The organism is Empedobacter sp. ULE_I140 (assembly GCF_053482575.1).
This window is the reverse complement of sequence record NZ_JBQMTX010000001.1, coordinates 1,933,878-1,957,478: the sequence shown is the minus strand read 5'-3', so window position 1 is coordinate 1,957,478 and position 23,601 is coordinate 1,933,878. Positions and strand designations below refer to the sequence as shown.

Genomic DNA, 23,601 nt, shown 5'->3' with positions numbered 1-23,601 from the left:
ATCTATTATGATCAATAATGTGGAAGAATTTAATCGACTTTTTCAGTTATACCAAAAAGATAATCGTTTCAATTTGTACATAAATGATTATCCTAAAAACGAATTTTTATTTCAATTTTATTCAGATGAGATTGAAGATTTAAACTTAGAATATGTTGATATTACTTCAAATTCTATCAAAAAAATTCATGATTATCGTGCAAAATTAAGCGATTTTTTTCAACCCGAAGAACTTCCAGCATTAGAGATTAAATCAATTTCAGGTTATTTTAGTCATTTTGATTTTTATTTTATGACCAATGAAAAAACCTTTGTATTTAATTATATTAATCGCGATTTTTTATCTCAACTAATTGATATTCTTCTTTCTGAATTAGATTGTAATATTATCAGCCGATTAAAGACTGAACTTTTAATCAATTTGGAGTACGATTAAATTTTTTGTTAAACTTTTTCAGCGATATTTATTCGTTTTGAAAAGATTAATTAAGATACCCGTTGTGCATTTTGATTAATAAAGAATAAAGTTGTTCATTTGATTGAAAATCAGTAAATTGTTTTAATTACAAAACATTTACAATGAACAACTTACTTGCAAATTACGAAAGAATATTGGAAGTTCTTCGAAAAATATCAACAGATACACTTTTAATTTATCAACGTAGAAGACCTAAACTTTTTGATTTAGAACTCATCAGTCTTGTCTTAACAGCTGAATTTATGGGTATTGATAGTGAAAATCATTTATTTCGAAATCTTCCTAATGCGTTAAGTTGTAAAATTGAGCGTAGTATTTACAATCGTAGAAAACGTAGATTATCAGAGCAAATTAATAGTATTCGCCTCAAATTAGCGAAAGAATTTAATGAATTTGAAAATTGTTTCATAGTTGATAGTATGCCGTTGGAAGTGTGTAAAATAGCAAGAATTAATCGCTCGAAAATTTGCAAAGAACATCAGTATAGTGCACCAAATAGAGGTTTTTGTGCTTCTCAGCAAATGTCTTTTTATGGCTATAAACTTCATGCTATTTGTTCTTTAAATGGTGTTTTCCAGAGTATTGATATCAGTCCCGCATCTGTTCATGACATTCATTTTTTGAAAGATGTTAAAACTCAAATGTATGATTGTTTGCTACTTGGGGACAAAGGTTATTTGTCGCAAACAATTCAAATTGACTTATTTAATGAAGCTAATATTCGATTAGAAACACCGAAAAGATCCAATCAAAAAGAGTATAAACCTCAGTTTTGTCCATTCAAAAAGTATCGAAAAAGAATTGAAACGTTATTTTCTCAACTATGTGATCAGTTTATGATTAGACGAAATTATGCAAAGACTTTCGAAGGGTTTAAAACCAGAATTTTAGCTAAAATTACTGCTCTTACTGTGGTTCAGTACATTAATAAAACATACTTTAATCGAAATATTAATAATCTAAAAACCCAAATTATTTAAAATGCACAACGGGTTAATTAAGATTTATTTTTTGCGAAAACTGATCCAAAATATAATGTTTTACCTTTAATTATTATTTTGATGTAAAAGAGAATTTATACCAAGAATTGTGGAAGTCTTATTTTAATTGGACAACAATTGAAACAAGGAAAAATTCGATGTTACTAATCCAAATGATGCCAAAACGCTTTTGGAAACACTTGACAGAGTATAAAATATCAATATTCAGAAAAATATACCTATCAATATAATTATGAGTAAAACTTATTTATCTCCATTTATCCATCTCGAAACGGACTGAGAAAATGTTAGAATATAATCCTAAACCGCTGTCTCCAAAGTTTGTCAAAGCATAATCAATCGAGATTCCTTTGTATTTGAAACCTACCCCAACATTTGGCTGAATTTGAGTTTTATCTTTTCCATCAAATTGCGAAATCTTCTGTAAATTGTTCAATCCTCCACGTACAAAAACCATGTCATCATAACCTAATTCAAGACCAACTTGTGGCGAAATCGAAAATCCTTTTCCAGAAATTGCGGCATTCGTTTGTTGAAATTCGATATTCATATCAACCTCTCCCAATAACGAAACTCGTTCATTAAAATCAAAACGTTTTCCAACTCCAAATTGCAATTTAGGCATTGTTAATTCGATATTCTCTCCAGGTAAATCATTCAAAATTGTTGGCTCACCTTCATTATTTGGTTCGTCAATCGTGATTTCTTTTACCTTTTGTTTATTGATACTCCACGCATTGAAAGTTGTTGTAATATCTCGTGCCATCAAACCAAAATACATTTTATTATCGGTACGATATTGCAAACCAAGATCTAAACCGAAACCAAATCCTTGCGCAAATTTCCCAATATGTCGATAAACGATTTTAGCATTTGCACCAAACTGAATATCTTTATTATTAAAGACATTTCCCGCATAAGACATTGTTAAAGCATAGTCTGCTGTAGAAAATTTAGAGATTTTATCGTAATTAATATTCCCTTGATTATCAATCAATTCTGTTGTATTCAAAATATTATCAACACCAAAACGTGTAAACGAAAATGCAATCGTAGAATTACTTTCTCTCAACGGAATTGCAACCGCCGCATAATCAAATTTTGCAATCGACTGAAAATATTCAGCATGCATTGCTGCAGCTTCCCAATCATAGGTAATTTCCGTTAATCCAGCAGGATTCCAATAAGCCGCATTTGCATTTCCAATATTCGCCACAACCGCATTACCCATTGCAAACGAGCGCGCATCTGCACCAATATTCAAAAACTCGTTCGAATATTTGCGTGTGGTTTGAGAAAAAGCAAATTGACTTGCCAGAACAGATAATATAAGGAATGTCTTTTTCAAAATTGATGAATTACGAATATAAAAACTCAAAAATAGTGGTTTTATTGTGTTTAAAAAGGATTCAGATTAATTTTTGTTTGTACTTTTGTGATGAAAAATTCATTTATGAAATTATTTACAATTCCAAATTTTCTAACACTACTTAATCTTTCATGTGGTGTATTATCAGCCATTTTCATGATTTCGAGCAATGCTCAAATCACAACCACCACAGTTACAATTGTGATGGTTTTGATGTTGATTTCATTAGTTGCTGATTTTTTGGATGGAATGGTTGCACGATTAATGAATATTGGTAGCCCGATTGGAAAAGAATTGGATTCTTTGGCAGATTGTATTTCGTTTGGTGTTGTACCAGGATTGATGTTATTTTCGATGTTCAATCATTTTTCAACTGATTTTATTTATGAAAATGAGAATTTAAAAATTGCTGCAATTTCTTTATTTGCTTTTTTAGTTCCAGCTTTTTCGGCGTTACGTTTGGCAAAATTTAATTTAGATGAAGATCAAGCAACGTATTTCAAAGGTTTGGCAACGCCATCAAATACCTTATTTATTTTCTCATTATTTTCTATCTATTACAATAATGGACAAATTATTAATCCTTCTGTTGATCCGTATTTATTAATTGCTGTTTCTATTGTATTTAGTGTTTTATTAATTGTCGATTTACCATTATTTGCCTTAAAATTTAAAGGATTGAGTTGGGCAGAAAATTATTATAAATACATTTTCTTAATCATTACATTAGGTTTAGTGGCTTGGTTGCAAGTTGCAGCAATTCCACTAATCATCTTATTGTACATCATCATCTCAATCATTTTTAGAAAAGAAATTACAAAATGAAATTAACTAAAAATATCTGTTTCTTTGATTTAGAAACAACAGGAACTAATGTTTCAAAAGACCGTATTGTCGAAATCTCTATCGTGAAAGCTTTAACAGATGGTTCAAAAGAAGTAAAAACTTGGAAAGTTAATCCTGGAATTCCAATTCCACCAGAAACAACTTTAATTCACGGAATTTCTGACGAAGATGTTGCCGATGCGCCTTCTTTCAAAGAGCTTGCCCCTGCAATTATGGAAATGATTAAAGATTCTGATTTGGCTGGATACAATTCAAATCGTTTTGATATTCCACTTTTAGCAGAAGAATTATTGCGTAATGGTTTTGATTTTGATTTATCGAAACATCGTCCAATTGATGTGCAAGTGATTTATCATAAAATGGAACCTCGCAACTTGAGCGCTGCTTATAAGTATTATTGTGATAAAGATTTGATTGATGCGCATTCTGCGGAAGCTGATACGTTAGCAACTTACGAAGTTTTGATGGCACAAATCGAGAAATATGATGAGCTTGAAAATGACAATAAATTTTTGAGCGAATTTTCATCTCAACGCAAAACGGCTGATTTAGCAGGATTTATTCAGTACAATGATAAAGACCAAGAAATCATTTCTTTTGGTAAATATAAAGGACAAGTTGTGACGGATATTTTTGCGAAAGATCCAGGTTATTATGCGTGGATTCAGAATGCTGATTTTCCTTTATATACAAAGAAAGTTTTTACACGAATCAAATTACAAAACGGTTTTTAAGCGATGAAAATTATTTGTGTCGGACGAAATTACGTCGAACATGCAAAAGAATTAAATAATCCAATTCCAGAATCTCCCATGTTTTTCATGAAACCAGATTCTGCAATTTTGCGAAAAGGTTTTCCTTTTGTAATTCCAAGTTTTACGAAAGAAGTTCATTTTGAAACGGAAATTGTAATTAAAATTGATCGTGTTGGAAAAATGATTCAGCCTCAATTTGCAGATCGTTATTTTTCAGAAATAGGTTTAGGAATTGATTTTACAGCACGCGATGTACAGCAAGAATTAAAAGAAAAACGTTTTCCTTGGGAAATTGCGAAAGCTTTTGATGGTTCTGCATTTGCTTCGGATTTCTATGCAAAAGAAAATTTTGATTTAGATAATTTAGCGTTCAAATTAGATCGAAATGGAGAAAACGTACAAACTGGAAATTCAAAAGATATGATTTTTCATATCAACACGTTGATTGCGGAATGTTCCAAATATTTTACCTTGAAAAAAGGCGATTTAATTTTTACAGGAACGCCAGCAGGAGTTTCTAAAATCAATTCAAAAGATACGTTAGAAGGTTATTTGAATGATGAAAAAGTATTCGAAATAAAAGTGTTGTAATTCATACAATTATATAAACAACAATTTAAAAGAGCGAAATTTCGCTCTTTTATTATTTATACCACTACCTTTAATCAGAAATAAAATTAAGAATGGAAGACTATCTAAAAATAGAAGAAAAACTACAAAATGATTTTAATATATTGAAATCTAAAAAGAATAAAATCAGCAATATCAGACTTGTTGCATTTATTATTTCAATTGTATTATTCTTGCTTTATGTTACGTCGAGCAACAATTTGTATTTGATTATTTCTTCTATTTTATTTATTGTTTTCATCGTTTTAGTAGTTAAAACTTCTAAAATTTCTTCGCAACTCAATTATTCAATTCAAGCATTAGAAATTATTAATCAAATAAAAACGGATGATTCTATCGATCAATTTGTTGAAGATAATTCTCAATTCAATAATGTTTACAACAAAGATTTAGATATTCTAGAAGGAAATTCAATCTTCAATCGAATCAATAAAACGCAAACTCGAATTGGAAATTTACAGTTGAAACATTTTTTATCGAATTTGATTTTAGACAAATCAGAAATTATTGATAGACAAAATGCATTTACAGAATTGGCTGAAAAAAGAAATTGGATTGTGACATTTTTGACATTTACAAAGCGATTAAACATGAATCAATTTTCAATTTTTGTGTTCGAAAATCGTGTATTCAATACTGATTCAATAAAATTATTTCCACTCATCTTTTCTGTTCTGAATATTTTGTGTTTTATCGCTTTAGCAATTATTGGTTTTCCGAAAGAAATTGTTTTTTATTGGATTTTAGGTGCAGTCATTGTTTCGAATGCAATTTACATGTTTTATAAGCAACAACTAAGACGAATTGTGGCTTATACGACAATGAAAGCAGATGAATTGGATAATTTATATGAAGTTTTTCGACATATAGAAAATGAAAATTTTGAATCAAAACTAAATGTAGAAATTCAAAATACATTTGTAAATCCTTTCAAATCATCGGATTTAATCAAGACAATTTCTTCAACAAAAGAAACTTTAGATGCAGCAAATTTCCCGATTGTCGGATTTGTGTTGAATACATTTTTCTTGTGGCTATTACATTATTCGATCAAATTTGAAAATGAAGTTCAAAAAACGGTTCATCAAATCAAACCTTGGTTAGATGAATTGGCTAAATTAGAGACTTTTGTATCGTTTGCTATTTTTAATGATAAATACAAAATGTTTACGTATCCAGAAATTGTTGAAGAACCTTATGAATTAAAAATTACGAATGGTTTTCATCCTTTATTAGATGAAAAAACAGTTATAAAAAATGATTTTGAAACCAATCGTCCAAACAATATTGCGATTATTACAGGTGCAAATATGGCTGGAAAAAGTACTTTTTTGAGAACAGTTGGAACAAATTTGGTTTTAGCGATGAACGGCGCAAAAGTGAGTGCAGAAAAAATGTCATTTTACCCAATGGATTTATTTACAAGTATCAGAACGGTTGATAATCTGTCTTCTGGCGATTCTTATTTCAAAAATGAAATTAATAAATTGAAAATTTTGATTGAACGTTTAGAAAATGATCAACCACAAATCATCATTTTAGATGAGATTTTAAAAGGAACAAATTCAGAAGATAAACTAATTGGTTCACAAAAATTTTTAGAAAAATTGATTAAATCTCCCACAAAATTGATTGGTTTTATCGCTACTCACGATTTAGAATTAACGAAAATGGAAGGTGAAAACCCGGATCATATTATTAATTATTGTTTCGAATTAAAAAACGTGGACAACAATTATTATTCAGATTATAAATTAAGAAAAGGCACAACCAAAATGATGAATGCCATTTTCTTAATGAAACAATTTAAGATTATTGATTAATCTTAAATTGTTAATTCAAATTCTTTAATAAAATTTGCATCAATCGCATTAAAATCATCTACAATACAATTTGCTTTTGAAATATCTTGTTGTTTCGAATTTTCACTTTTGTAACCTAAACAATACAAATTCGCACGGGAAGCCGCTTCCACTCCGTTTTTACTATCTTCGATAACTATACATTCAGCATGTTTAGATTTAGCCAAATCAGCTGCATGTAGATAAATAGCAGGATCTGGTTTTGACTTCGGAAAGTTTTCGCCAGAAATTTTATGTGTAAAATATTGATTCAACTCAAAACGATTAAAAACTCGATCAATTGTCGATTTTGAAGCCGAGGACGCCAAAATCAGTTCGATTCCATTATTGTATAAATCTTTAATCAACTTCTCTACACCGTCAATCAAATATAAATCTGGTTTTGTGTCAAAAGCTTCATTAAAGATGGTACGTTTTCTCAAAACCAAATCGTTCACTTCTTCTTTCAAATCGAATTTATCTTTCAGAATTTGATAAACATTCTTTGTCGATTGTCCTGTAAATGTAGCAAATAATTCTTCCGTAACTGGAATATTCAGTTCTTTATAATGTTCGAAATAAGCATATTTATGTACTGGTTCTGTATCGACGATTACGCCGTCCATATCGAAAATTACAGTTTTAATCATTATTGTTTTGTTTCTACAAAATTAACTTTTTTAAGAGAATAATGTAAAAGTTTAAACTTTAGAATGATTTTAAATTAACCAAATATCTTACTCATACAAAGCAATATATATAATTATTATTCGATTAAAAATGTTAAAACTTAACATTAAGATAACATTTGCACGCTTTTTGTAAAATAGATGGTATAACAAAGTTAAAAACTGAAAATTTAATAAAAATGAAAAAAGTATTATTAGTTGCTGTAATGGCATTAGGAATTTCTCAAGTAAATGCTCAAAACTATAAAAATGCTTTAGGTGTTGTTGTAGATTTAGGAGATGGAGAAACATTAGTAGGTCCACAATTCAAACACTCTTTTGATGGTAAAAACGCTGGTAATGTACAGGTGATGTTTGGAGATCATGTTACTGTTTTAGGTGCAGATTATACATATAATCAACCGTTTTCTGGTACAAACGGATTAGGATGGTATGTAGGGGTTGGACCTCAATTAAAATTTGTAGATAAAGGATATTATGAAGATAAAACAATATTTGGTATTCGTCCACAAGCAGGTTTAGAATATAAAATTCCATCTGCTCCTTTGGCTTTACATTTTGATTGGAAGCCTGATTGGAGATTATCAAATGATTCAGATTTTGAAGCTGGTCGTTTTTCTTTAGGATTTAAATATACATTTAACTAATTTAAAGTTAGAAATAATATGAGCCACTCGTTTTGAGTGGCTTTTTTTTATAAGTAAAATCATACAATCTTCGATTAATTTAATTTTAAACCTATAAATTAATTGTTATTTTTGGAAGATTTTGGATTTTATCTAAGACCAATTATAGATAATCGCTATAGTTTGTCTATTCAAAATATAATTCCGAAATTTACTTAGTAATAGATTTAATACATTTAATAGAAGATGAAACAATTAATTGGGACAGGAGTTGCTTTGGTTACGCCTTTTCAACAAGATGGTAAGGTAGATTATACTGCATTAGAAAAATTAGTAAACTACAGTATCGATGGTGGTGTTGAATATTTAGTTATTTTAGGAACTACAGCTGAAGCTGCAACGCTTACAAAAGATGAAAAGCTAAAGGTAATCGAAACAATAAAGAAAGCGAATGCTAATCGTGTTCCGATGGTTTTAGGTATTGGAGGAAACAATACTGCAGAAGTTATTAAAGAATATCAGGAAACAGATTTGAGCGATTATAGTGCAATTCTTACTGTTTCACCTTATTACAACAAACCGAATCAAGAAGGTATTTACCAACATTATAAAGCAATTGCTGAAAGTACAAATGCAAATATTATTTTGTATAATGTACCAGGTAGAACAGGATCTAATATTACAGCAGATACAACAATTCGTTTAGCAAATGAATTTAAAAATATCGTTGCAATTAAAGAAGCTTCTCCAGATTTCTTACAATCTACAGATATTATTCGTAAAAATACTCGCGAAGATTTTAACATTATCTCTGGTGACGACGAATTTGCTTTACCTATGACATTAGCAGGCGGTTCTGGGGTTATTTCTGTTATTGGTCAAGGTATTCCTAGAATCTTTACAGAGATGATTCGCAAAGCATTAAACAAAGAAGTTGATGCAGCTTATAATGCACATTACAAAGTTGTTGAAATAACACGTGCTATTTTCGAAGAAGGAAACCCTTGTGGGATTAAAGCTGTTTTAGACAACAAAGGTGTTTGTAAACCCTATACACGTTTACCTTTAGTTCCTGCTTCGGATAATTTGACAACAAAAATTAACCAATTATTATCAAACATCTAAAAAATAAAATTATGATAAAAGACTCAGTATTAAATGCGTTGAATAAACAAATAAAATTAGAAGGTGATTCTTCTCAATTATACTTAGCTATGGCTTCATGGGCAGAAGTAAAAGGATTAGAAGGGACAGCTAATTTCTTATACGCTCACGCTGATGAAGAACGCATGCATATGTTAAAATTAATAAAATTCATCAACGAAAGAGGTGGCAAAGCATTTGTACCACAAATTGAAGAACCAAAACAAGATTTTACTACGTTAAAAGAAGTGTTTACAGCAATATTAAAACACGAATGCTTTGTTTCTGAATCCATTAACGAAATTGTTGGGTTAACATTAGAAGAAAAAGATTATTCTACACACAATTTTTTACAATGGTATGTGTCTGAGCAAATTGAGGAAGAAAAATTAGCCAGAAATATCTTAGATAAGTTAGAAATGATTGGATCTGACAAAGGAGGTTTATATCTATTTGATCGTGATATAGTTACATTAAGCTCAGTAACAACATTGGAATAAATCAAAACTTTGAGATTTTATTAAGAGGATAAGAAAAAAATATTTTATACTTTAGTCCTCAAATTTTATTAAATTTGCAGAATGTTTAAAAAACTAAGCTTAGTAGTTTTAATTGGCGCTTCTTTAGTGTCTTGTAACAAGACCTATAACAAAGCGATGAAAAGTACGGATAAAGACGAAATCTTTACATTGGCTACACAATTGTATCAAGATGGTAAATATGATTTGGCAAACGAATTGTATGAAAAAATTTCTACATCATTTGTAGGAACAGAAAAATCTGCGGACATTGCCTATAATATGGCACAAGGTAACTTTAACGAAAAAAGTTTCCGTTTAGCAGGACATCAATTCAAAAGCTTTGCAGGAGCTTATCCTATAGATAGCCGCGCAGAAGAAGCTTTGTTCAAATCGGCATTTTCTTATTACAAAGATTCGCCAAAATATGACTTGGATCAAACAAGTACATATACAGCAATCAGTGAGTTACAAGGGTTTATCAATTCGTATCCAGAATCAGCACACGTTGCAGAAGCGAATAATTATATTACAGAACTTAGACAAAAATTAGAATTAAAGTCTTTCGAAATTTCTAAAGTTTATTACAAAACAATGAAATACAAGGCTGCTGGAGTTTCTTTTGACAATATGGTTGATGAATATCCTGATTCTAAATTTCGTGAAGAAGCAATGATGTATTCATTACGTTCTAAAACAGAATTGGCATTAAATTTCTCTCGTATCGAAAACAAAGATTTACGTTTACAAGATGCCAGAACGCAATATCTTTTGTTAACAAGATATTATCCGCAAACAAAATTTAAAGCAGAAGCTGATAAATTGATGGAGAAAATCGACAAAGATATGGTTGAGACTAAAAAACAATTAGCTGATATAGAAGTAGCTAAAAAGAAATTTGAAGCTGATCAAGCTGAATTAAGCAAAGAGCAAAATAATAAATAATAGTAAAATATATAAAATTCTTTCATTATGAATTTCAAGGATATCGGTGCAGCACCAACAACACAAACTTATGATCGTAATAAAATCGATGAGAAAACAGGAAACTTATACGAATCGATTGTAATTATGGGTAAAAGAGCAGAACAAATCAACCAAGAAATGAAAACTGAATTAATTCAGAAATTGGATGAGTTTGCTGCACATACAGATTCTTTAGAAGAAGTTTTTGAAAATAGAGAGCAAATCGAAGTTTCAAAATTCTACGAAAGATTACCTAAACCGACTTCTATTGCGGTTAAGGAATGGTTAGACAATGACGTATATTACAGAAATCCAAATGAGGATAAATAATGTCTGTTTTACATAGTAAAAAAATTCTTTTGGCAGTTTCTGCCGGAATAGCGGCCTACAAAGCCGCTTTTCTTGTTAGAGGGCTAATCAAAAAAGGAGCTGATGTTAAAGTTATTATGACGCCAGAAGCTCAAAACTTCGTTACTCCACTTACACTTTCCACACTTTCTAAAAATCCTGTCGAATGGGAATTTTTCGGTGATAAAGGGGATTGGAATAATCATGTGGAATATGCTCTTTGGGCAGATTATATGATTATTGCACCTTGCACAGCAAATACGTTGTCACATATGGCAGATGGAACATGTGATAATTTAGTTCTAGCAACTTATCTTTCGGCTAAATGTCCTGTATATTTTGCTCCAGCAATGGATTTGGATATGTACAAACATCCATCAACTTTAGAAAATATTGCTAAATTAGAATCTTTCGGAAATATTTGTATTCCTGCTGAAGCTGGAGAATTAGCAAGTGGATTAATTGGAGAAGGTAGAATGGCTGAACCTGAAAACATTATTGCGTTTTTGGAAAGTACAATCGAAGCTACTCTCCCACTTCACGGAAAAAAAGTAGTAGTTTCTGCTGGTCCTACATACGAAAACTTAGATCCTGTTCGTTTTATAGGTAATTATTCTTCGGGAAAAATGGGATTCGAGATTGCAAAAGCTGCTGCTAATTTGGGTGCAAAAGTTACCTTGGTTAGTGGTCCAAGTCACGAATCTGTTACAGGTTTTCCTATCGATCGAATAAATGTTGTTTCTGCTCGTGATATGTACGAAGCGATGCACGCTAATTTTGCTGATGCTGATGCTGTGGTAATGTCAGCGGCTGTTGCAGATTATCGTCCAAAAAAAATGGCTGAGCATAAAATTAAGAAAGAAAACGATGATAATTTAATTATCGAATTGGTGAAAAATCCTGATATTCTAAAATCGTTAGGCGAAATCAAAACACATCAATTATTGGTTGGTTTTGCATTAGAGACGAATAACGAAGAAGAATATGCAAAGAAAAAATTAGCCAAAAAGAATCTTGACTTTATTGTTCTTAATTCGATGCAAGATAAAGAAGCTGGTTTTCAGAAGAATACAAACAAAATTACAATTATTGATAAAGATTTATCGATGCAACAATTTGATGCAAAATCAAAAACAGATGTTGCAAAAGATATTTTGAATGTCATTTTAAATAAGTTATAAAATTTATTATGAAGAAATTAGCCTCAATTTTCTTTTCGTCGTGTTTAGCTATTTCGGCTTTCTCGCAAAATATTATTGCAGATGTAAAAGTCGATTATTCTCAGGTTCAGGGATCTAATACACAGGTTTATCAAACTTTAGAAAGATCATTAAAAACGTTTATTAATTCAACAAAATGGACAAATGATCGTTTAAAAACATACGAAAGAATTGAAGCTAGTTTCGTCATCAATGTAACGGAACGTGAGGGAAACAGAATGAAAGGTACTATTTTGGTACAATCTCGTCGTCCTGTTTTTAACTCAACGTACTATACGCCTGTTCTTAATTTATCTGACGATAATTTTACGTTTCAATACCAAGAATCTGAAGAGTTAATTTTCAATGATCGAAAATTCAGTGGAAAAAATTTGACAGATGTATTGACGTATTACATTTATTTAGTTTTGGGATATGATGCAGATACATTTGCGAAAGAAGGCGGAACAGAGTATTTCAAAATGGCGAAGAAAATTGCAGATTTCGGTCAAGCGAACAATAATTTCTCTGGTTGGAGCGAATTAGATGGAATAAAATCGCGTACAGCCTTAATTAACAATATTTTAAAATCGGATAATTCAACACTTCGAAATATCATCTATCAATATCATAGAAACGGCTTAGACATTATGTCTGAGAACGAAGTTCGTGGTAAAAATGCTATTGGAAATACTCTATTGCAGTTAGAATTTTACCAAAGAGGAAATTATTCTCAATTTTATCCTTTAGAACTTTTCTTAACAGCAAAAAATAGCGAAATTAGTCAAGTATTTTCAGGCGGACAGGTTTCTACGGTGAATATCGAGAAACTGAAAGGAATTTTAAATTCAATCGCGCCAAAATACAACGACAATTATTGGAATAAATTGAAAAAGTAAATGTTAAAAACTCTTCGCGTTAATAATTTCGCCATTATCGATCAATTGGAGATTGATTTTCATCAAGGTATGACCACAATTACCGGTGAAACTGGTGCTGGAAAATCGATTTTGTTAGGTGCTTTAAAATTAGTTTTAGGCGAACGTGCCGATTTAAAAGCCTTGAAAAATATTGATGAAAAATGTATTATTGAAGCTGTTTTTGAGATTAAAAATCTTGAATTGAATGATTTTTTCGAAGAAAATGATTTGGATTATGAAGACGAATCTATTCTGAGAAGAGAATTATTACCTTCTGGGAAATCGCGTGCTTTTATCAATGACACGCCTGTTAAAGTCTCTATTTTACAGGAATTATCAGAATTATTGATTGATATTCATTCTCAATTTAATACACCTAAAATTTTTGAAGCTGATTTTCAACTTTCGATGTTGGATATTTATGGAGAAAATAAAGACTTATTGAAAGAATATAGGAAAGATTTTAACCACTATATTTCAACAAAGAAAAAGATAAAAGATGCTCAAAATTCGTTAGAAAATCAATCGCAAGATTTAGAATATAAATTGCATTTGTGGGAAGAATTGAACAATGCTTCGCTAAAAAATGAGGAATTAGAACAATTGGAAATCGAGATAAAATCTTTATCAAATGTAGAAGAAATTATTTCGATTTTGAATGAAACTTATCAATTTTTGGAGCATCCTGAAATGGGAATAATTTCTCAATTGAATGAAGCAAGCAATAAATTGAATAAAATTTCGGATTATAATTCGCAATACAATTTGATTTACGAGCGATTGATTTCATCAAAAATAGAATTGCAAGATATTTCGGGTGAAATGAGTAGTTTGATAGATTCGACTGAAATTAATCCTGAAAGATTACAAGAAATTACTGATCGTTACGATTTGATTCATAAATTATTGCGTAAACATAATGTGATTTCTGTTGAAGAATTAATTGCTAAACGTGACGAATTAGAAAGTCAAACTTCTGGTTTTGATAATTTGAGTGATTTAATTATTCACTTAAATAAAGAATTGAATTCAATCTCAGAAAAACTTGAAAACCAATCAATTAAAGTTAGAAAAAATAGATTTTCTTCTATCGAAATTATCCGAAAAAATATCTTGAATACGTTGTCACAATTGGGAATGGAAAATTCTCAATTAACCATTCAATTAAACGAAACAGCAGATTTTACAGCAACTGGAAAAGATGAAGTTTTGTTTCTATTCTCAGCAAATAAAGGAATGGAACCTCGTATTTTTGAGAAATCTGTTTCTGGTGGAGAACGTTCTCGATTGATGTTAGCGATTAAAAAATTATTGGCAACTCATCAACATTTGCCTACATTAATTTTAGATGAAATAGATACAGGAATTTCTGGAAAAGTTGCGAATGAAACAGGAAAAGTAATGCAAACAATGGCAGAAAATATGCAGCTTTTAGTGATTACGCATTTGCCACAAGTCGCTTCAAAAGGAAATTATCAGCTAAAAGTTTACAAAGAAGTCGTAAACGAAACAACGCAAACAAACGTTATTGAATTATCTCAACAACAACGTTTAGAAGAAATTGCACAAATGATTTCTGGTTCAGAATTGACAGATGCAGCAATCAATCAAGCAAAAGAATTAATGAATTTGAATTAAAATTCTTAAATTATATAAAATCAAAAAAGCTCGAGAAAATTCTCGAGCTTTTGTTTTATATGATTCCGAAATTATTTTGTTAATCTTTCTAACGAATATTCAATCATTGCATCAACTGCTTTGTAAGAATCAGCACTAAATTCACCTAAAATTCTATTTGCAACAATTGCATTTATCGACAATGCTTCATGTCCCATCATTGCTGATAATCCATAAATTGCAGAAGTTTCCATCTCAAAATTAGAGATTCTTAAACCTTCGTAATTAAAAGTTGTTAAACGCTCATTAATATCAGCTGGATTTGGTTGCAATCTCAAATAACGTCCCTGAGGTCCGTAAAAACCACAAGCTGTAGCTGTTACTCCTTGAATTGTTTTTTCAGAAGCTAATTTATCTAATAACAAATCAGATCCTTTTACTAAATATGGACGCGCTTTATTCGGCGACCAATCAACATGTTTAATAAAAGCATCTTCTACCTCTTTATTCATCACCGCTTCACTCCCAACATAATAATGCAAAAGTCCATCTAAACCTAAACCGTGAGAACCAATAACGAAACTATCAACAGGAATATCCGCTTGCAAAGCTCCAGAAGTTCCCATACGAACAAATGATAATTTTCTGAAATCTTTTTTGATCTCACCAGTTTCCAAATCGATGTTAGCCAAAGCATCTAACTCAGATAAAACAATATCAATATTATCTGTACCCATTCCAGTCGAAATAACTGTTAAACGTTTACCATTCAACGTTCCTGTATGCGTCACAATTTCTCTTTTGCTTGCTGTGTGCTCGATTGTATCAAAATGTCTTGAAACTTTTTCGACACGATTTGGATCACCAACTGTTATAATAGTATCTGCTAAATGCTCTGGTCTTATATTACAATGGTAAACACTTCCGTCTGCATTTAAAACTAATTCTGATGCTGCTTTACTCATGATTTTATAATTAAAAATAAGAGAACAATATACAATTTTTATCAGTAATCTTTGTAAAGAAATTATTAACCACCTACTCTTTTCACTTTAAACCCTTTATCTTTCAGGAAAGCCATAATCTTATCGCGATAATCTCCTTGAATGATGATTTGTTCGTCTTTAAAACTCCCTCCAACACCCAAAAATTGCTTAATTTCTTTTGCTAAAAGTTTGAAATCTTCTGTTTCTCCTTCGTAACCTTCTATAATTGTATTTATTTTCCCTTTTCGTTTCTCAAACTTACAAATCAATGGTTCTTTCTGAATCCATAATTCATGTTGTTCTTCATTTGACACTTCTTCTGGCTCAGGTATATGATCAGGAAAAAGATTTTTTAATTGATCTTGTAAATCCATAGTATTTGATGTAATCCTTGTAATATATGGCGTTGTAAATTGGAATTCGTCCATTTGTACCATATATAATTACAAAGATAAAATTTTTATTGCAGTTGTTTTATAAACCAATTTGGAACTTTATCCGAAACTATTTCAAGTTCATTTCTCTTAACTTGTGCAAATAATCTCATTTCTTGAGTTGAATTATCAAAAATATAGCCTTTATCTACAATTTTTAAAGCTGGAAATAAATTCATTAAAGTAGAATGATATCGTTTAATCACCTTTTCATCTGGTACAGCGTGACCACCTTTTTCTACTCTATTTTCAATTCGAGAAATATTAATCAAAGGATCTTCAATACAGACAAAATACATATATGTTTTGAAACCACGATTTTTAGCATCCACTATTTCATCAATTTTAGAAGGATGACTCATTACCGTTTCAAATGAATAAGATTTACCTTTAATCAATAAGTGTTTTCGAATAAATGAAGTAATAAAAGACGCTTCGTAACTATGTGTAGATTTAGATTTATCAACCAAAACATTATTTCGAAACTGCACATCAATTGCTTTTCCTTCGTTATTTGCTTTTTCGAATAATGAAACTGAAGCAGGTTCAGTTTTAAAATCTTCAAAATCTTTTTCGGTAAGTTTTAGTTCATATCGATCCAAATCAATAAAACCTTTTAAAGAAATTTCTTTCTCAATCAAATCTGAATTAATAAAATATCCAGCATTAAATTTTGATGAGATTGAATCGAATAAAGTAGACTTTCCAGATCCATTTGGACCAGCAAAAACGCGTAAACGTTTTATTTTAGACATAATTTAGCTCCTTTTTTCAATTCAGCTGGAACTTTTATTCGATCTATTGTTTTAATCACCTTAATTTCTCCATTAGGTTTTCTCTCGATGATTCGATTTCCTTGAACATATTGAACTGATAAATCTAATGCTTCTGAAACTCTAATTGCAGCTTGCGATGCAGATTTAGCTAAACGATTTAACGCTCCTGCTTCTTCTAATTTTAGTATATCTGATTCTTTGTTCATAATAATAGAAATTAAATTAACAATAATTATTCATCAATAAATATACGCAAATTTAGTGAAACCATTGTAATAATAAAAGCTTGACTTCATTCAAAAGCCTAATCTTTTGAATCTAAATTATATAACTTTTATTAATGTTATTTGATTAATTTATTCCTAACAGATTAACAATAATCGATATTCATCTTTATTTTCTTTCGGCGCGCGATGTACACAAGGCAAAACTTTTTGTTCTGGATGATCAACTGCCAATCGCCAAAGATCCCCTAATCCTAAATTAATTGGGTCTACACCTGGACGAATTAGATAATGCAAATCAAAGAAATATTCCTTCAAAAAATCTTCAAAACCATCAATGTGTCCATCATATAATTCGAATAGTTTTTCTCTAATTTCTGGAATCAAAATTTTTTGTTCCACATCTTCATTTGCTACAATATCACTGGAAGCGCCATAGTAAGTGCACAAAAAAGTATCCGTAGGAATTGGCGAACGATCAACGTGAAATGAATAAACATCTGTCGAAATAAAATCAAATTCAGTATCGCGTTCGTAACATTTCAGTAAGTTTAAAGTTGGCGAAGCGCCAAAATCAGTTAATTGTTGTAAATCATTGATCAAAATATTTCTCGCTTTAATTCCTTCATTAGATAAATCTAAATCATTCAAATCATCAATAGAAATAACAGTAATATCATCTTTTAAAATCAATTGATTCACAATTTCCTCAAAATCACCTTCTAAATTTCGCCGCCAATTTATCGCATTATTTTTCCCAGAAAAAGCTGTATGTACAAGTTCATCAAACGAAGAAACGACAAGAACTTGTTGTTGATTAGAATTATTTTGAGTAATCATATAGCTGCAAAATTACTATTTATCAAAAAATAATTCAGCCTAAAAATTAAATTATTCCGAATGTAAATTCTCCGTTGCAAAAGTTGTATTTTTACCAAAGATTAAAAGACAATGGAAAAAGAAATTATCACCAAAACATTTACATATAAAGGCCACACCAAAACTTTTAGTGCAGAAGTGCAACCTTTACCACCTTTCAACCCAGAAACGATGGATCGCGTGAAATATGAAGAAACCAAAGAAGCACATTATATGCTTGCCGAAGCGGAAGTTTATAACCAGAAAACAGAATGGTTTTTTAAAATTGAACAAGAATTGCAAAAATAATGAAACGACACTTACGCTAAGTGTCGTTTTTTGTTTAAGTTTAATCCACAAAATTAGAACATGAAACAAATTACTCTAACATTATTTACACTTATTACGCTTTCGGCTTGTACTTCTAGCAAAACGGTTTTTCATAAAAAATGGACAACGAAACAGGCACCAGAAAATTTTGTTGCTCGATTTGAAACAACAAAAGGAAATATTGATATCGAAGTTGAAAGAAAATTATCGCCAAAAGCTGTTGATCGTTTTTATCAATTGGTTAAATACAATTTTTTCGAAGATGGAACTTTTTATCGTGTTGTTCCGAACTTTGTCGCCCAATTTGGAAATACAGACACAATTGTTTCTAATCAATGGAAAAAGTTTATTGTAGAAGATGAACCTGTTATTGCTGGAAATAATAAAGGAGCTTTGAGTTTTGCGCGCGCAGGAAAAAACACAAGAGATTTGGATTTGTTTATTAATCTGAAAGATAATCATCGTTTGGATACAATCAATTCCAATGATGTAGTAGGTTTTCCAAGTTTTGGAAAAGTGGTGAACGGAATGAATGTTGTAGAAAGTTTGTATGATGGTTACGCTGGACAAACAATGGAAGATGAAGAAATTTTTAACAGCACAAAATTAATGCGCGAAAGATATCCAAAGCTTGACAGAATATTGAATGCAAAAATCATTAAACTGAAAAAGAAAAACAAGTAAAACAATGTAACATAAAGTTTTAACATGACACAAAAATCAATTTAAATGTTTTGGCATGTACTTTGTAATACATAATACGTTTTTAAAACATATTTTGTGAAATGAAAAAATCAAAATTCTTTAAAGTCGCTGGAGAAGCAGCAATGGCAGCTCAAAAAGACAAATCTTTTTTTGAAAAAGTAAAGGCTTTTTTCAATATGTTAGGTGATTACAAAAAAGGAAGTTATAAACCTGACAACATGAATTTATTTCTTGGATTTGTAGCAACTTTATACATTATTTCTCCTATTGATATTATTCCAGAAGCGCTATTTGGACCTTTTGGTTTGATAGATGATTTTGGGATTTTACTTTTTGGAATGAAATATTTCAACAAAGAAATTATTAAATATCTTGCATGGAGAGATACGCAAAGAGCCTATGCAAATGTTGAAGATGCAAAAATTATTGAGTAGCAATAAATTAAATAGCTATAAAAAATCCGATTGAATTTTCAGTCGGATTTTTTATTTTTAGATTATTCAAAAAATGCTCTCTTTCTCATAAATAAAATTTATTATCTGACGATTATTCATTAGATTTGAGCAATACAATACTAAAAACTAAAACACCTGAATAATGGTAATTATTAATAATTTCGATGAATACAAAGCTTTCGAAGGTAAAGAAATCGGTAAATCTGACTGGCATATAATAAATCAAGAACAAATCAATCGCTTTGCTGATGCAACTTTAGATCATCAATGGATTCATACAGATCCTGAAAAAGCAGCTAACGAAGGACCTTTCAAAAAAACAATAGCGCATGGTTATTTAACGCTATCTTTAATTCCACATTTGTGGGATCAAATTGCGGAAGTGCGCAACATCAAAATGTTAATCAATTATGGAATTGAAAATTTGAGATTTGGACAAGCTGTTTTGGTTGATAGTGAGGTAAGATTAACTGCAAAATTGAAATCTATTACTAATTTGAGAGGAATTGCAAAAGTTGTCATCGAAGCAAATTTAGAAATTAAAGATAATCCGAAACCTGCTTATACGGCGGATGTGGTTTTCCTTTACCACTTTAATGATTAATTAAAGATCAATATAATTTACAAAGCTTCTATTTTTTATAGAAGCTTTTTCTTTTCATAAAATATCGAAGTATCTTGCGCTCGATTTCATATAACATGCAAAAAATTCAAAATAATAAAACCTTAATTTCTATTGTTGGACCAACTGCAATTGGTAAAACCAATTTGGCAATAGAAGTTGCAAAACATTTTCAATCCGAAATTATTTCTTGTGATAGTCGTCAATTTTTCAAAGAAATGAAGATAGGAACTGCTGTTCCTTCTGAGGAAGAATTGACTGAAGTGAAGCATCATTTTATTCAAAATATTTCTATTCACGAAAAATATTCGGTTGGTGATTTTGAGCGTGATGGCTTAGCTTTTTTGAATAATTATTTCAAAACAAATGACATTTGCGTCATGGTTGGTGGATCTGGTTTATATGAAAAAGCGATCACAGTTGGCTTTGACGAATTTCCTGATGTTAATCCTAAAATTAGAGAAGATTTGAATAATGAGCTTGCTGAATTTGGAATTGAAAAATTGCAAAAAGAATTGCAAGAAGTCGATCCAAAGTATTTTGAAGAAGTTGATATTTTCAATAAACAGCGTGTAACACGTGCTTTAGAAATTTTTAGATCTTCGGGTTTACCTTTCTCTAACTTCAGAAATCAAGATTTGAACAAACGTCCATTTAACATAATTAAAATCGGTTTAGAACTTCCTCGCGAAGAAATGTACGACCGAATCAATCGTCGAGTTGATATTATGATGAACGAAGGTTTATTAAATGAAGCAAAAAATTTATTTCCTTTAAAAGATTTGAATGCTTTGCAAACTGTTGGTTATCGAGAATTGTTCGACTTTTTTGAAGAGAAAATTACATTGGATTTTGCGATAGAAGAAATCAAAAAGAATACAAGACGTTTTGCAAAACGTCAAATGACATGGTTCAAAAAAGATGAAACTGTCAATTGGTTTTCTCCTTTCGAACAAGAAAATATCATTAATTTTATATCGAACAAAATATAAATTATGGAAAATTTTGTTGCCATCGATTTCGAAACTGCAAACAATTATCGTAATTCTGCTTGCGCGGTTGGAATTGTAACTGTGACAGATAATGTGATTACAGACGAGTATTACACGTTAATTCAACCACCACAAAATCAATATAATTATCATAATATTTTGGTTCATGGAATTCGTCCCGAAGACACAATTGATGCACCAAGTTTTGAAGACGTCTATTTTGAAATCAAACATCGTTTACAAAATCAGCTTGTTGTTGCACATAACGAATCGTTTGATCGTTCTGTTTTGAAGAATACAATGGAGTTTTATAGCCTCAATTACTCTCAACTTAACCTTGCCGAAAAGTGGGAATGTACATACAGAATTTTCAAACAGAAAGGAATTGTTCCTACAAAATTATCCGATTGTGCTCGCCGATTTAATCTTCAACTCAACCATCATGAAGCTTTATCTGATGCAAAAGTTTGTGCTCAATTATACTTATTAAAATAGTTTTACTAAAAATTTATCTGATTAAACATTTAAAAAACAATTCTACATTAATTATAATAAATTTATATTCAGCAATATATCCATTTATAAATATTTGTAAGTATTTACAAGTATTTAAAATTGATTAATAATAACTTTAATAACTCACTATTTCTAAGAAAATTTAATAAAGCAAAAATTCTATTCTAAATAAGTTGATTTTATGAAATGAATTGAGAATGCAAAATTTTGAAAATTAACTTTCAAAATTTTATAAAATGAAGTATAAACTAAAATTTAGTTCCGATAAATCTTTGCAAGTTGAAAAAAATAATAATTTAAAAAATTGATTTCAATTGTTTTTATCGAAGAAGTAAAATAATCACATTATGTATTTAACATAATAAAGAGGGTTACTCTGGGAACATTAATTTCATAATTGAAAAATTGATACCTCCCTACTCTTTTTAAAAAGATAAAAAAAGGTTGCATTTGCAACCTTTTTTATAACATTATAACGCCTTCTATCTTCGAAACTTCTTTGTAATAATTGATTACTATATCCGCATCAATCACATAAAGTTTAATCGAAATAGATGTATATTTTCTATTTTTTGAAGCTTTGTAATCAAATTCAGCATTCGTTCCTGCAAAAATATCTTTGATTTTTTCCATCGTTTCTTCACTTGAAGGATAAATGAATTTGAACAAATAATCAGCTGGAAATTTTTGTACATCATCTAATCTTTCTTTGAATTTTGCATAAAAATCTTGCTCATTGTGAGAGCTATCTGGTATTTCTTCGAATGTATAATCTCTATTTGTGTCCATATCTATTATTTTTTTGTTACAATGTCAAAAACAATACCACTTCACATTATTGATAAAATATAGAATTAATAAGACATTTTGACATATTATAAATCTTATAATTTTAATCTCATTAAATAATCTATTTGTTCATCATCACCAAGTCTGAAAATATGTTGATCGAATTTTTCGAAACCATTCTTTAAATAGAAATTAATCGCAGAAATATTCTTTTCCCAAACTCCTAACCAAATTGTATGCAAGTTGAGGTTTTTAGTTATTTCTACAGCTTTATTAAAAAGAATTTGTCCAATTTTCTTTCCTTGAAACAATTCTAACACATAAATTCTTTCAATTTCCAAAGAATTCATATCATAAACTTCTGTTTGAGCATCACCAATATTTAATTTCAGATAACCGACAATTTTTTGGTTAATCATTGCAAAAAAGAACAACGAATTTTGATTCTTCAATTCTTTTAATAATTGATCTTCTGAAAAACTTTCGTTCAAATATTTTTGCATATCCTCTTCTGTGTTAGAAGAAGAAAATGTATCTGCAAATGTCTTTTTAGAGATTTCTTGAAGTTCTGTAATGTGTTTTTCTTCAACTCTTTTTATTGTAATTTCTTCGTTCATTAATGCGAAACAAATTTTAATCCTACAATTGAACTAATTAATGTAAAAATAAAGAATATTCTCCAAAAATTAGCTGGTTCTTTGAATACAAAAATTCCGATTAAAACTGTTCCAACAGCGCCAATTCCAGTCCAAACAGCATAAGCAGTTCCCAAAGGTAAAGTTTGTGTTGCTTTGATTAATAACGTCATACTTGCAACCAAACATATTGCAAAAGCGCCATACCAAATGTACATTTCTGAGCCTGTTGTTTCTTTGGCTTTCCCTAAAGATGATGTAAATCCAATCTCGAATAATCCTCCTAAAATCAATAAAATCCAATTCATTTTGTTAATATTTTGATGCAAAGAT

At 30.0% G+C, this 23,601-nt stretch carries 30 protein-coding genes and 1 pseudogene; 21 read left to right on the top strand and 10 right to left on the bottom strand.

Going from position 1 to position 23,601, the window contains the following annotated elements:
• The first annotated feature begins 7 nt into the window (after positions 1–7).
• The 3 genes and pseudogenes from ACTS9J_RS09315 to ACTS9J_RS09305 all read left to right on the top strand — a co-directional run.
• Complete coding sequence (locus tag ACTS9J_RS09315) at positions 8–436, top strand: hypothetical protein (protein WP_448353156.1); 429 nt, start codon at positions 8–10, stop codon at positions 434–436.
• A 143-nt stretch (positions 437–579) separates the two neighbouring features.
• Positions 580–1,458 (top strand): IS982 family transposase, encoded by an 879-nt coding sequence (locus ACTS9J_RS09310; protein ID WP_219034401.1) that lies wholly within the window; start codon positions 580–582, stop codon positions 1,456–1,458.
• An 89-nt stretch (positions 1,459–1,547) separates the two neighbouring features.
• Positions 1,548–1,709: pseudogene (locus ACTS9J_RS09305) on the top strand (DUF4130 domain-containing protein); the annotation flags it as partial.
• Between the two features lie 17 nt (positions 1,710–1,726).
• Here ACTS9J_RS09305 and ACTS9J_RS09300 read toward each other — a convergent pair.
• Positions 1,727–2,827: a putative type IX sorting system protein PorV2 gene (locus tag ACTS9J_RS09300; protein ID WP_286494835.1), complete on the bottom strand. Its 1,101-nt coding sequence runs from the start codon at positions 2,825–2,827 to the stop codon at positions 1,727–1,729.
• 105 nt (positions 2,828–2,932) lie between these two features.
• On the opposite strand from ACTS9J_RS09300, the gene ACTS9J_RS09295 reads away from it, so the two are divergent.
• The 4 genes from ACTS9J_RS09295 to ACTS9J_RS09280 all read left to right on the top strand — a co-directional run bounded on the left by ACTS9J_RS09295 (position 2,933) and on the right by ACTS9J_RS09280 (position 6,902).
• Positions 2,933–3,673 carry a CDP-alcohol phosphatidyltransferase family protein gene (locus tag ACTS9J_RS09295; protein WP_291066562.1) on the top strand — a complete coding sequence of 247 codons (741 nt, stop codon included), beginning with the start codon at positions 2,933–2,935 and terminating at the stop codon, positions 3,671–3,673.
• Positions 3,670–4,428 carry a 3'-5' exonuclease gene (locus tag ACTS9J_RS09290; protein ID WP_291062542.1) on the top strand — a complete coding sequence of 253 codons (759 nt, stop codon included), beginning with the start codon at positions 3,670–3,672 and terminating at the stop codon, positions 4,426–4,428. Before ACTS9J_RS09295 ends, ACTS9J_RS09290 begins: the two co-directional genes overlap by 4 nt.
• Before the next feature lie 3 nt (positions 4,429–4,431).
• Positions 4,432–5,040 (top strand): fumarylacetoacetate hydrolase family protein, encoded by a 609-nt coding sequence (locus ACTS9J_RS09285; protein ID WP_291062544.1) that lies wholly within the window; start codon positions 4,432–4,434, stop codon positions 5,038–5,040.
• 92 nt (positions 5,041–5,132) lie between these two features.
• Positions 5,133–6,902 carry a MutS-related protein gene (locus ACTS9J_RS09280; RefSeq protein WP_448353155.1) on the top strand — a complete coding sequence of 590 codons (1,770 nt, stop codon included), beginning with the start codon at positions 5,133–5,135 and terminating at the stop codon, positions 6,900–6,902.
• A 2-nt stretch (positions 6,903–6,904) separates the two neighbouring features.
• Here the strand turns inward: ACTS9J_RS09280 and ACTS9J_RS09275 are convergent, their stop codons facing one another.
• Positions 6,905–7,570 carry an HAD family hydrolase gene (locus ACTS9J_RS09275; RefSeq protein WP_448353154.1) on the bottom strand — a complete coding sequence of 222 codons (666 nt, stop codon included), beginning with the start codon at positions 7,568–7,570 and terminating at the stop codon, positions 6,905–6,907.
• A gap of 218 nt (positions 7,571–7,788) precedes the next feature.
• On the opposite strand from ACTS9J_RS09275, the gene ACTS9J_RS09270 reads away from it, so the two are divergent.
• From ACTS9J_RS09270 to recN, 8 genes are all read left to right on the top strand, one after another.
• The gene (locus tag ACTS9J_RS09270; RefSeq protein ID WP_225540007.1) at positions 7,789–8,256 is read left to right on the top strand and encodes a hypothetical protein; all 468 of its coding nucleotides are present in this window, start codon (positions 7,789–7,791) and stop codon (positions 8,254–8,256) included.
• Positions 8,257–8,481: 225 nt separating this feature from the next.
• Positions 8,482–9,360, top strand: coding sequence for a 4-hydroxy-tetrahydrodipicolinate synthase (gene dapA, locus ACTS9J_RS09265; protein WP_416410217.1), 879 nt, complete (start codon positions 8,482–8,484; stop codon positions 9,358–9,360).
• A gap of 11 nt (positions 9,361–9,371) precedes the next feature.
• A complete protein-coding gene (locus ACTS9J_RS09260) occupies positions 9,372–9,878 on the top strand; it encodes a ferritin (protein ID WP_448353153.1) in 507 nt (168 codons plus the stop codon).
• An 81-nt stretch (positions 9,879–9,959) separates the two neighbouring features.
• Entirely contained in the window at positions 9,960–10,841 is an 882-nt protein-coding gene (locus tag ACTS9J_RS09255) for an outer membrane protein assembly factor BamD (protein ID WP_291074479.1), read from the top strand.
• A gap of 27 nt (positions 10,842–10,868) precedes the next feature.
• Positions 10,869–11,192 carry a DNA-directed RNA polymerase subunit omega gene (locus ACTS9J_RS09250; RefSeq protein WP_019973784.1) on the top strand — a complete coding sequence of 108 codons (324 nt, stop codon included), beginning with the start codon at positions 10,869–10,871 and terminating at the stop codon, positions 11,190–11,192.
• Positions 11,192–12,391 (top strand): bifunctional phosphopantothenoylcysteine decarboxylase/phosphopantothenate--cysteine ligase CoaBC, encoded by a 1,200-nt coding sequence (gene coaBC, locus ACTS9J_RS09245; RefSeq protein WP_280035658.1) that lies wholly within the window; start codon positions 11,192–11,194, stop codon positions 12,389–12,391. Before ACTS9J_RS09250 ends, coaBC begins: the two co-directional genes overlap by 1 nt.
• A gap of 8 nt (positions 12,392–12,399) precedes the next feature.
• Positions 12,400–13,308, top strand: coding sequence for a type IX secretion system protein PorD (gene porD / locus ACTS9J_RS09240; RefSeq protein WP_115000576.1), 909 nt, complete (start codon positions 12,400–12,402; stop codon positions 13,306–13,308).
• Positions 13,309–14,967: a DNA repair protein RecN gene (gene recN, locus ACTS9J_RS09235; RefSeq protein WP_416410219.1), complete on the top strand. Its 1,659-nt coding sequence runs from the start codon at positions 13,309–13,311 to the stop codon at positions 14,965–14,967.
• A gap of 71 nt (positions 14,968–15,038) precedes the next feature.
• Here the strand turns inward: recN and ACTS9J_RS09230 are convergent, their stop codons facing one another.
• The 5 genes from ACTS9J_RS09230 to ACTS9J_RS09210 all read right to left on the bottom strand — a co-directional run bounded on the left by ACTS9J_RS09230 (position 15,039) and on the right by ACTS9J_RS09210 (position 18,206).
• A complete protein-coding gene (locus tag ACTS9J_RS09230) occupies positions 15,039–15,911 on the bottom strand; it encodes a nucleoside phosphorylase (RefSeq protein ID WP_125349389.1) in 873 nt (290 codons plus the stop codon).
• A gap of 65 nt (positions 15,912–15,976) precedes the next feature.
• A complete protein-coding gene (locus ACTS9J_RS09225) occupies positions 15,977–16,306 on the bottom strand; it encodes a translation initiation factor (protein ID WP_115002063.1) in 330 nt (109 codons plus the stop codon).
• Between the two features lie 86 nt (positions 16,307–16,392).
• Entirely contained in the window at positions 16,393–17,121 is a 729-nt protein-coding gene (locus tag ACTS9J_RS09220; RefSeq protein ID WP_221854480.1) for a hypothetical protein, read from the bottom strand.
• Complete coding sequence (locus ACTS9J_RS09215) at positions 17,109–17,348, bottom strand: hypothetical protein (protein ID WP_038334320.1); 240 nt, start codon at positions 17,346–17,348, stop codon at positions 17,109–17,111. Before ACTS9J_RS09215 ends, ACTS9J_RS09220 begins: the two co-directional genes overlap by 13 nt.
• A 156-nt stretch (positions 17,349–17,504) precedes the next feature.
• On the bottom strand, positions 17,505–18,206 hold the full coding sequence (locus ACTS9J_RS09210) for a DUF1826 domain-containing protein (RefSeq protein ID WP_221854482.1): 702 nt from the start codon (positions 18,204–18,206) through the stop codon (positions 17,505–17,507).
• A 111-nt stretch (positions 18,207–18,317) separates the two neighbouring features.
• Between ACTS9J_RS09210 and ACTS9J_RS09205 the strand changes: the two genes are divergently transcribed.
• The 6 genes from ACTS9J_RS09205 (at position 18,318) to ACTS9J_RS09180 (ending at position 21,823) form a co-directional block, all read left to right on the top strand.
• Positions 18,318–18,533: a hypothetical protein gene (locus tag ACTS9J_RS09205; RefSeq protein WP_038334324.1), complete on the top strand. Its 216-nt coding sequence runs from the start codon at positions 18,318–18,320 to the stop codon at positions 18,531–18,533.
• Positions 18,534–18,593: 60 nt separating this feature from the next.
• The gene (locus ACTS9J_RS09200; protein WP_221854483.1) at positions 18,594–19,238 is read left to right on the top strand and encodes a peptidylprolyl isomerase; all 645 of its coding nucleotides are present in this window, start codon (positions 18,594–18,596) and stop codon (positions 19,236–19,238) included.
• A gap of 101 nt (positions 19,239–19,339) precedes the next feature.
• The gene (locus tag ACTS9J_RS09195) at positions 19,340–19,693 is read left to right on the top strand and encodes a YkvA family protein (protein ID WP_115000587.1); all 354 of its coding nucleotides are present in this window, start codon (positions 19,340–19,342) and stop codon (positions 19,691–19,693) included.
• A 163-nt stretch (positions 19,694–19,856) separates the two neighbouring features.
• A complete protein-coding gene (locus tag ACTS9J_RS09190; RefSeq protein ID WP_038334338.1) occupies positions 19,857–20,318 on the top strand; it encodes a MaoC family dehydratase in 462 nt (153 codons plus the stop codon).
• A 95-nt stretch (positions 20,319–20,413) separates the two neighbouring features.
• Complete coding sequence (gene miaA / locus ACTS9J_RS09185; protein WP_125349391.1) at positions 20,414–21,328, top strand: tRNA (adenosine(37)-N6)-dimethylallyltransferase MiaA; 915 nt, start codon at positions 20,414–20,416, stop codon at positions 21,326–21,328.
• 3 nt (positions 21,329–21,331) lie between these two features.
• Complete coding sequence (locus ACTS9J_RS09180; protein WP_038334348.1) at positions 21,332–21,823, top strand: 3'-5' exonuclease; 492 nt, start codon at positions 21,332–21,334, stop codon at positions 21,821–21,823.
• A 483-nt stretch (positions 21,824–22,306) separates the two neighbouring features.
• Here ACTS9J_RS09180 and ACTS9J_RS09175 read toward each other — a convergent pair whose 3' ends face one another.
• From ACTS9J_RS09175 to ACTS9J_RS09165, 3 genes are all read right to left on the bottom strand, one after another.
• The gene (locus ACTS9J_RS09175) at positions 22,307–22,633 is read right to left on the bottom strand and encodes a DUF493 family protein (RefSeq protein WP_448353152.1); all 327 of its coding nucleotides are present in this window, start codon (positions 22,631–22,633) and stop codon (positions 22,307–22,309) included.
• Between the two features lie 95 nt (positions 22,634–22,728).
• Positions 22,729–23,250, bottom strand: a complete 522-nt coding sequence (locus tag ACTS9J_RS09170; protein WP_221854488.1) for a GNAT family N-acetyltransferase — start codon at positions 23,248–23,250, stop codon at positions 22,729–22,731.
• Entirely contained in the window at positions 23,250–23,576 is a 327-nt protein-coding gene (locus ACTS9J_RS09165; protein WP_219034623.1) for a DMT family transporter, read from the bottom strand. Before ACTS9J_RS09165 ends, ACTS9J_RS09170 begins: the two co-directional genes overlap by 1 nt.
• Between the last annotated feature and the right edge of the window lie 25 nt (positions 23,577–23,601).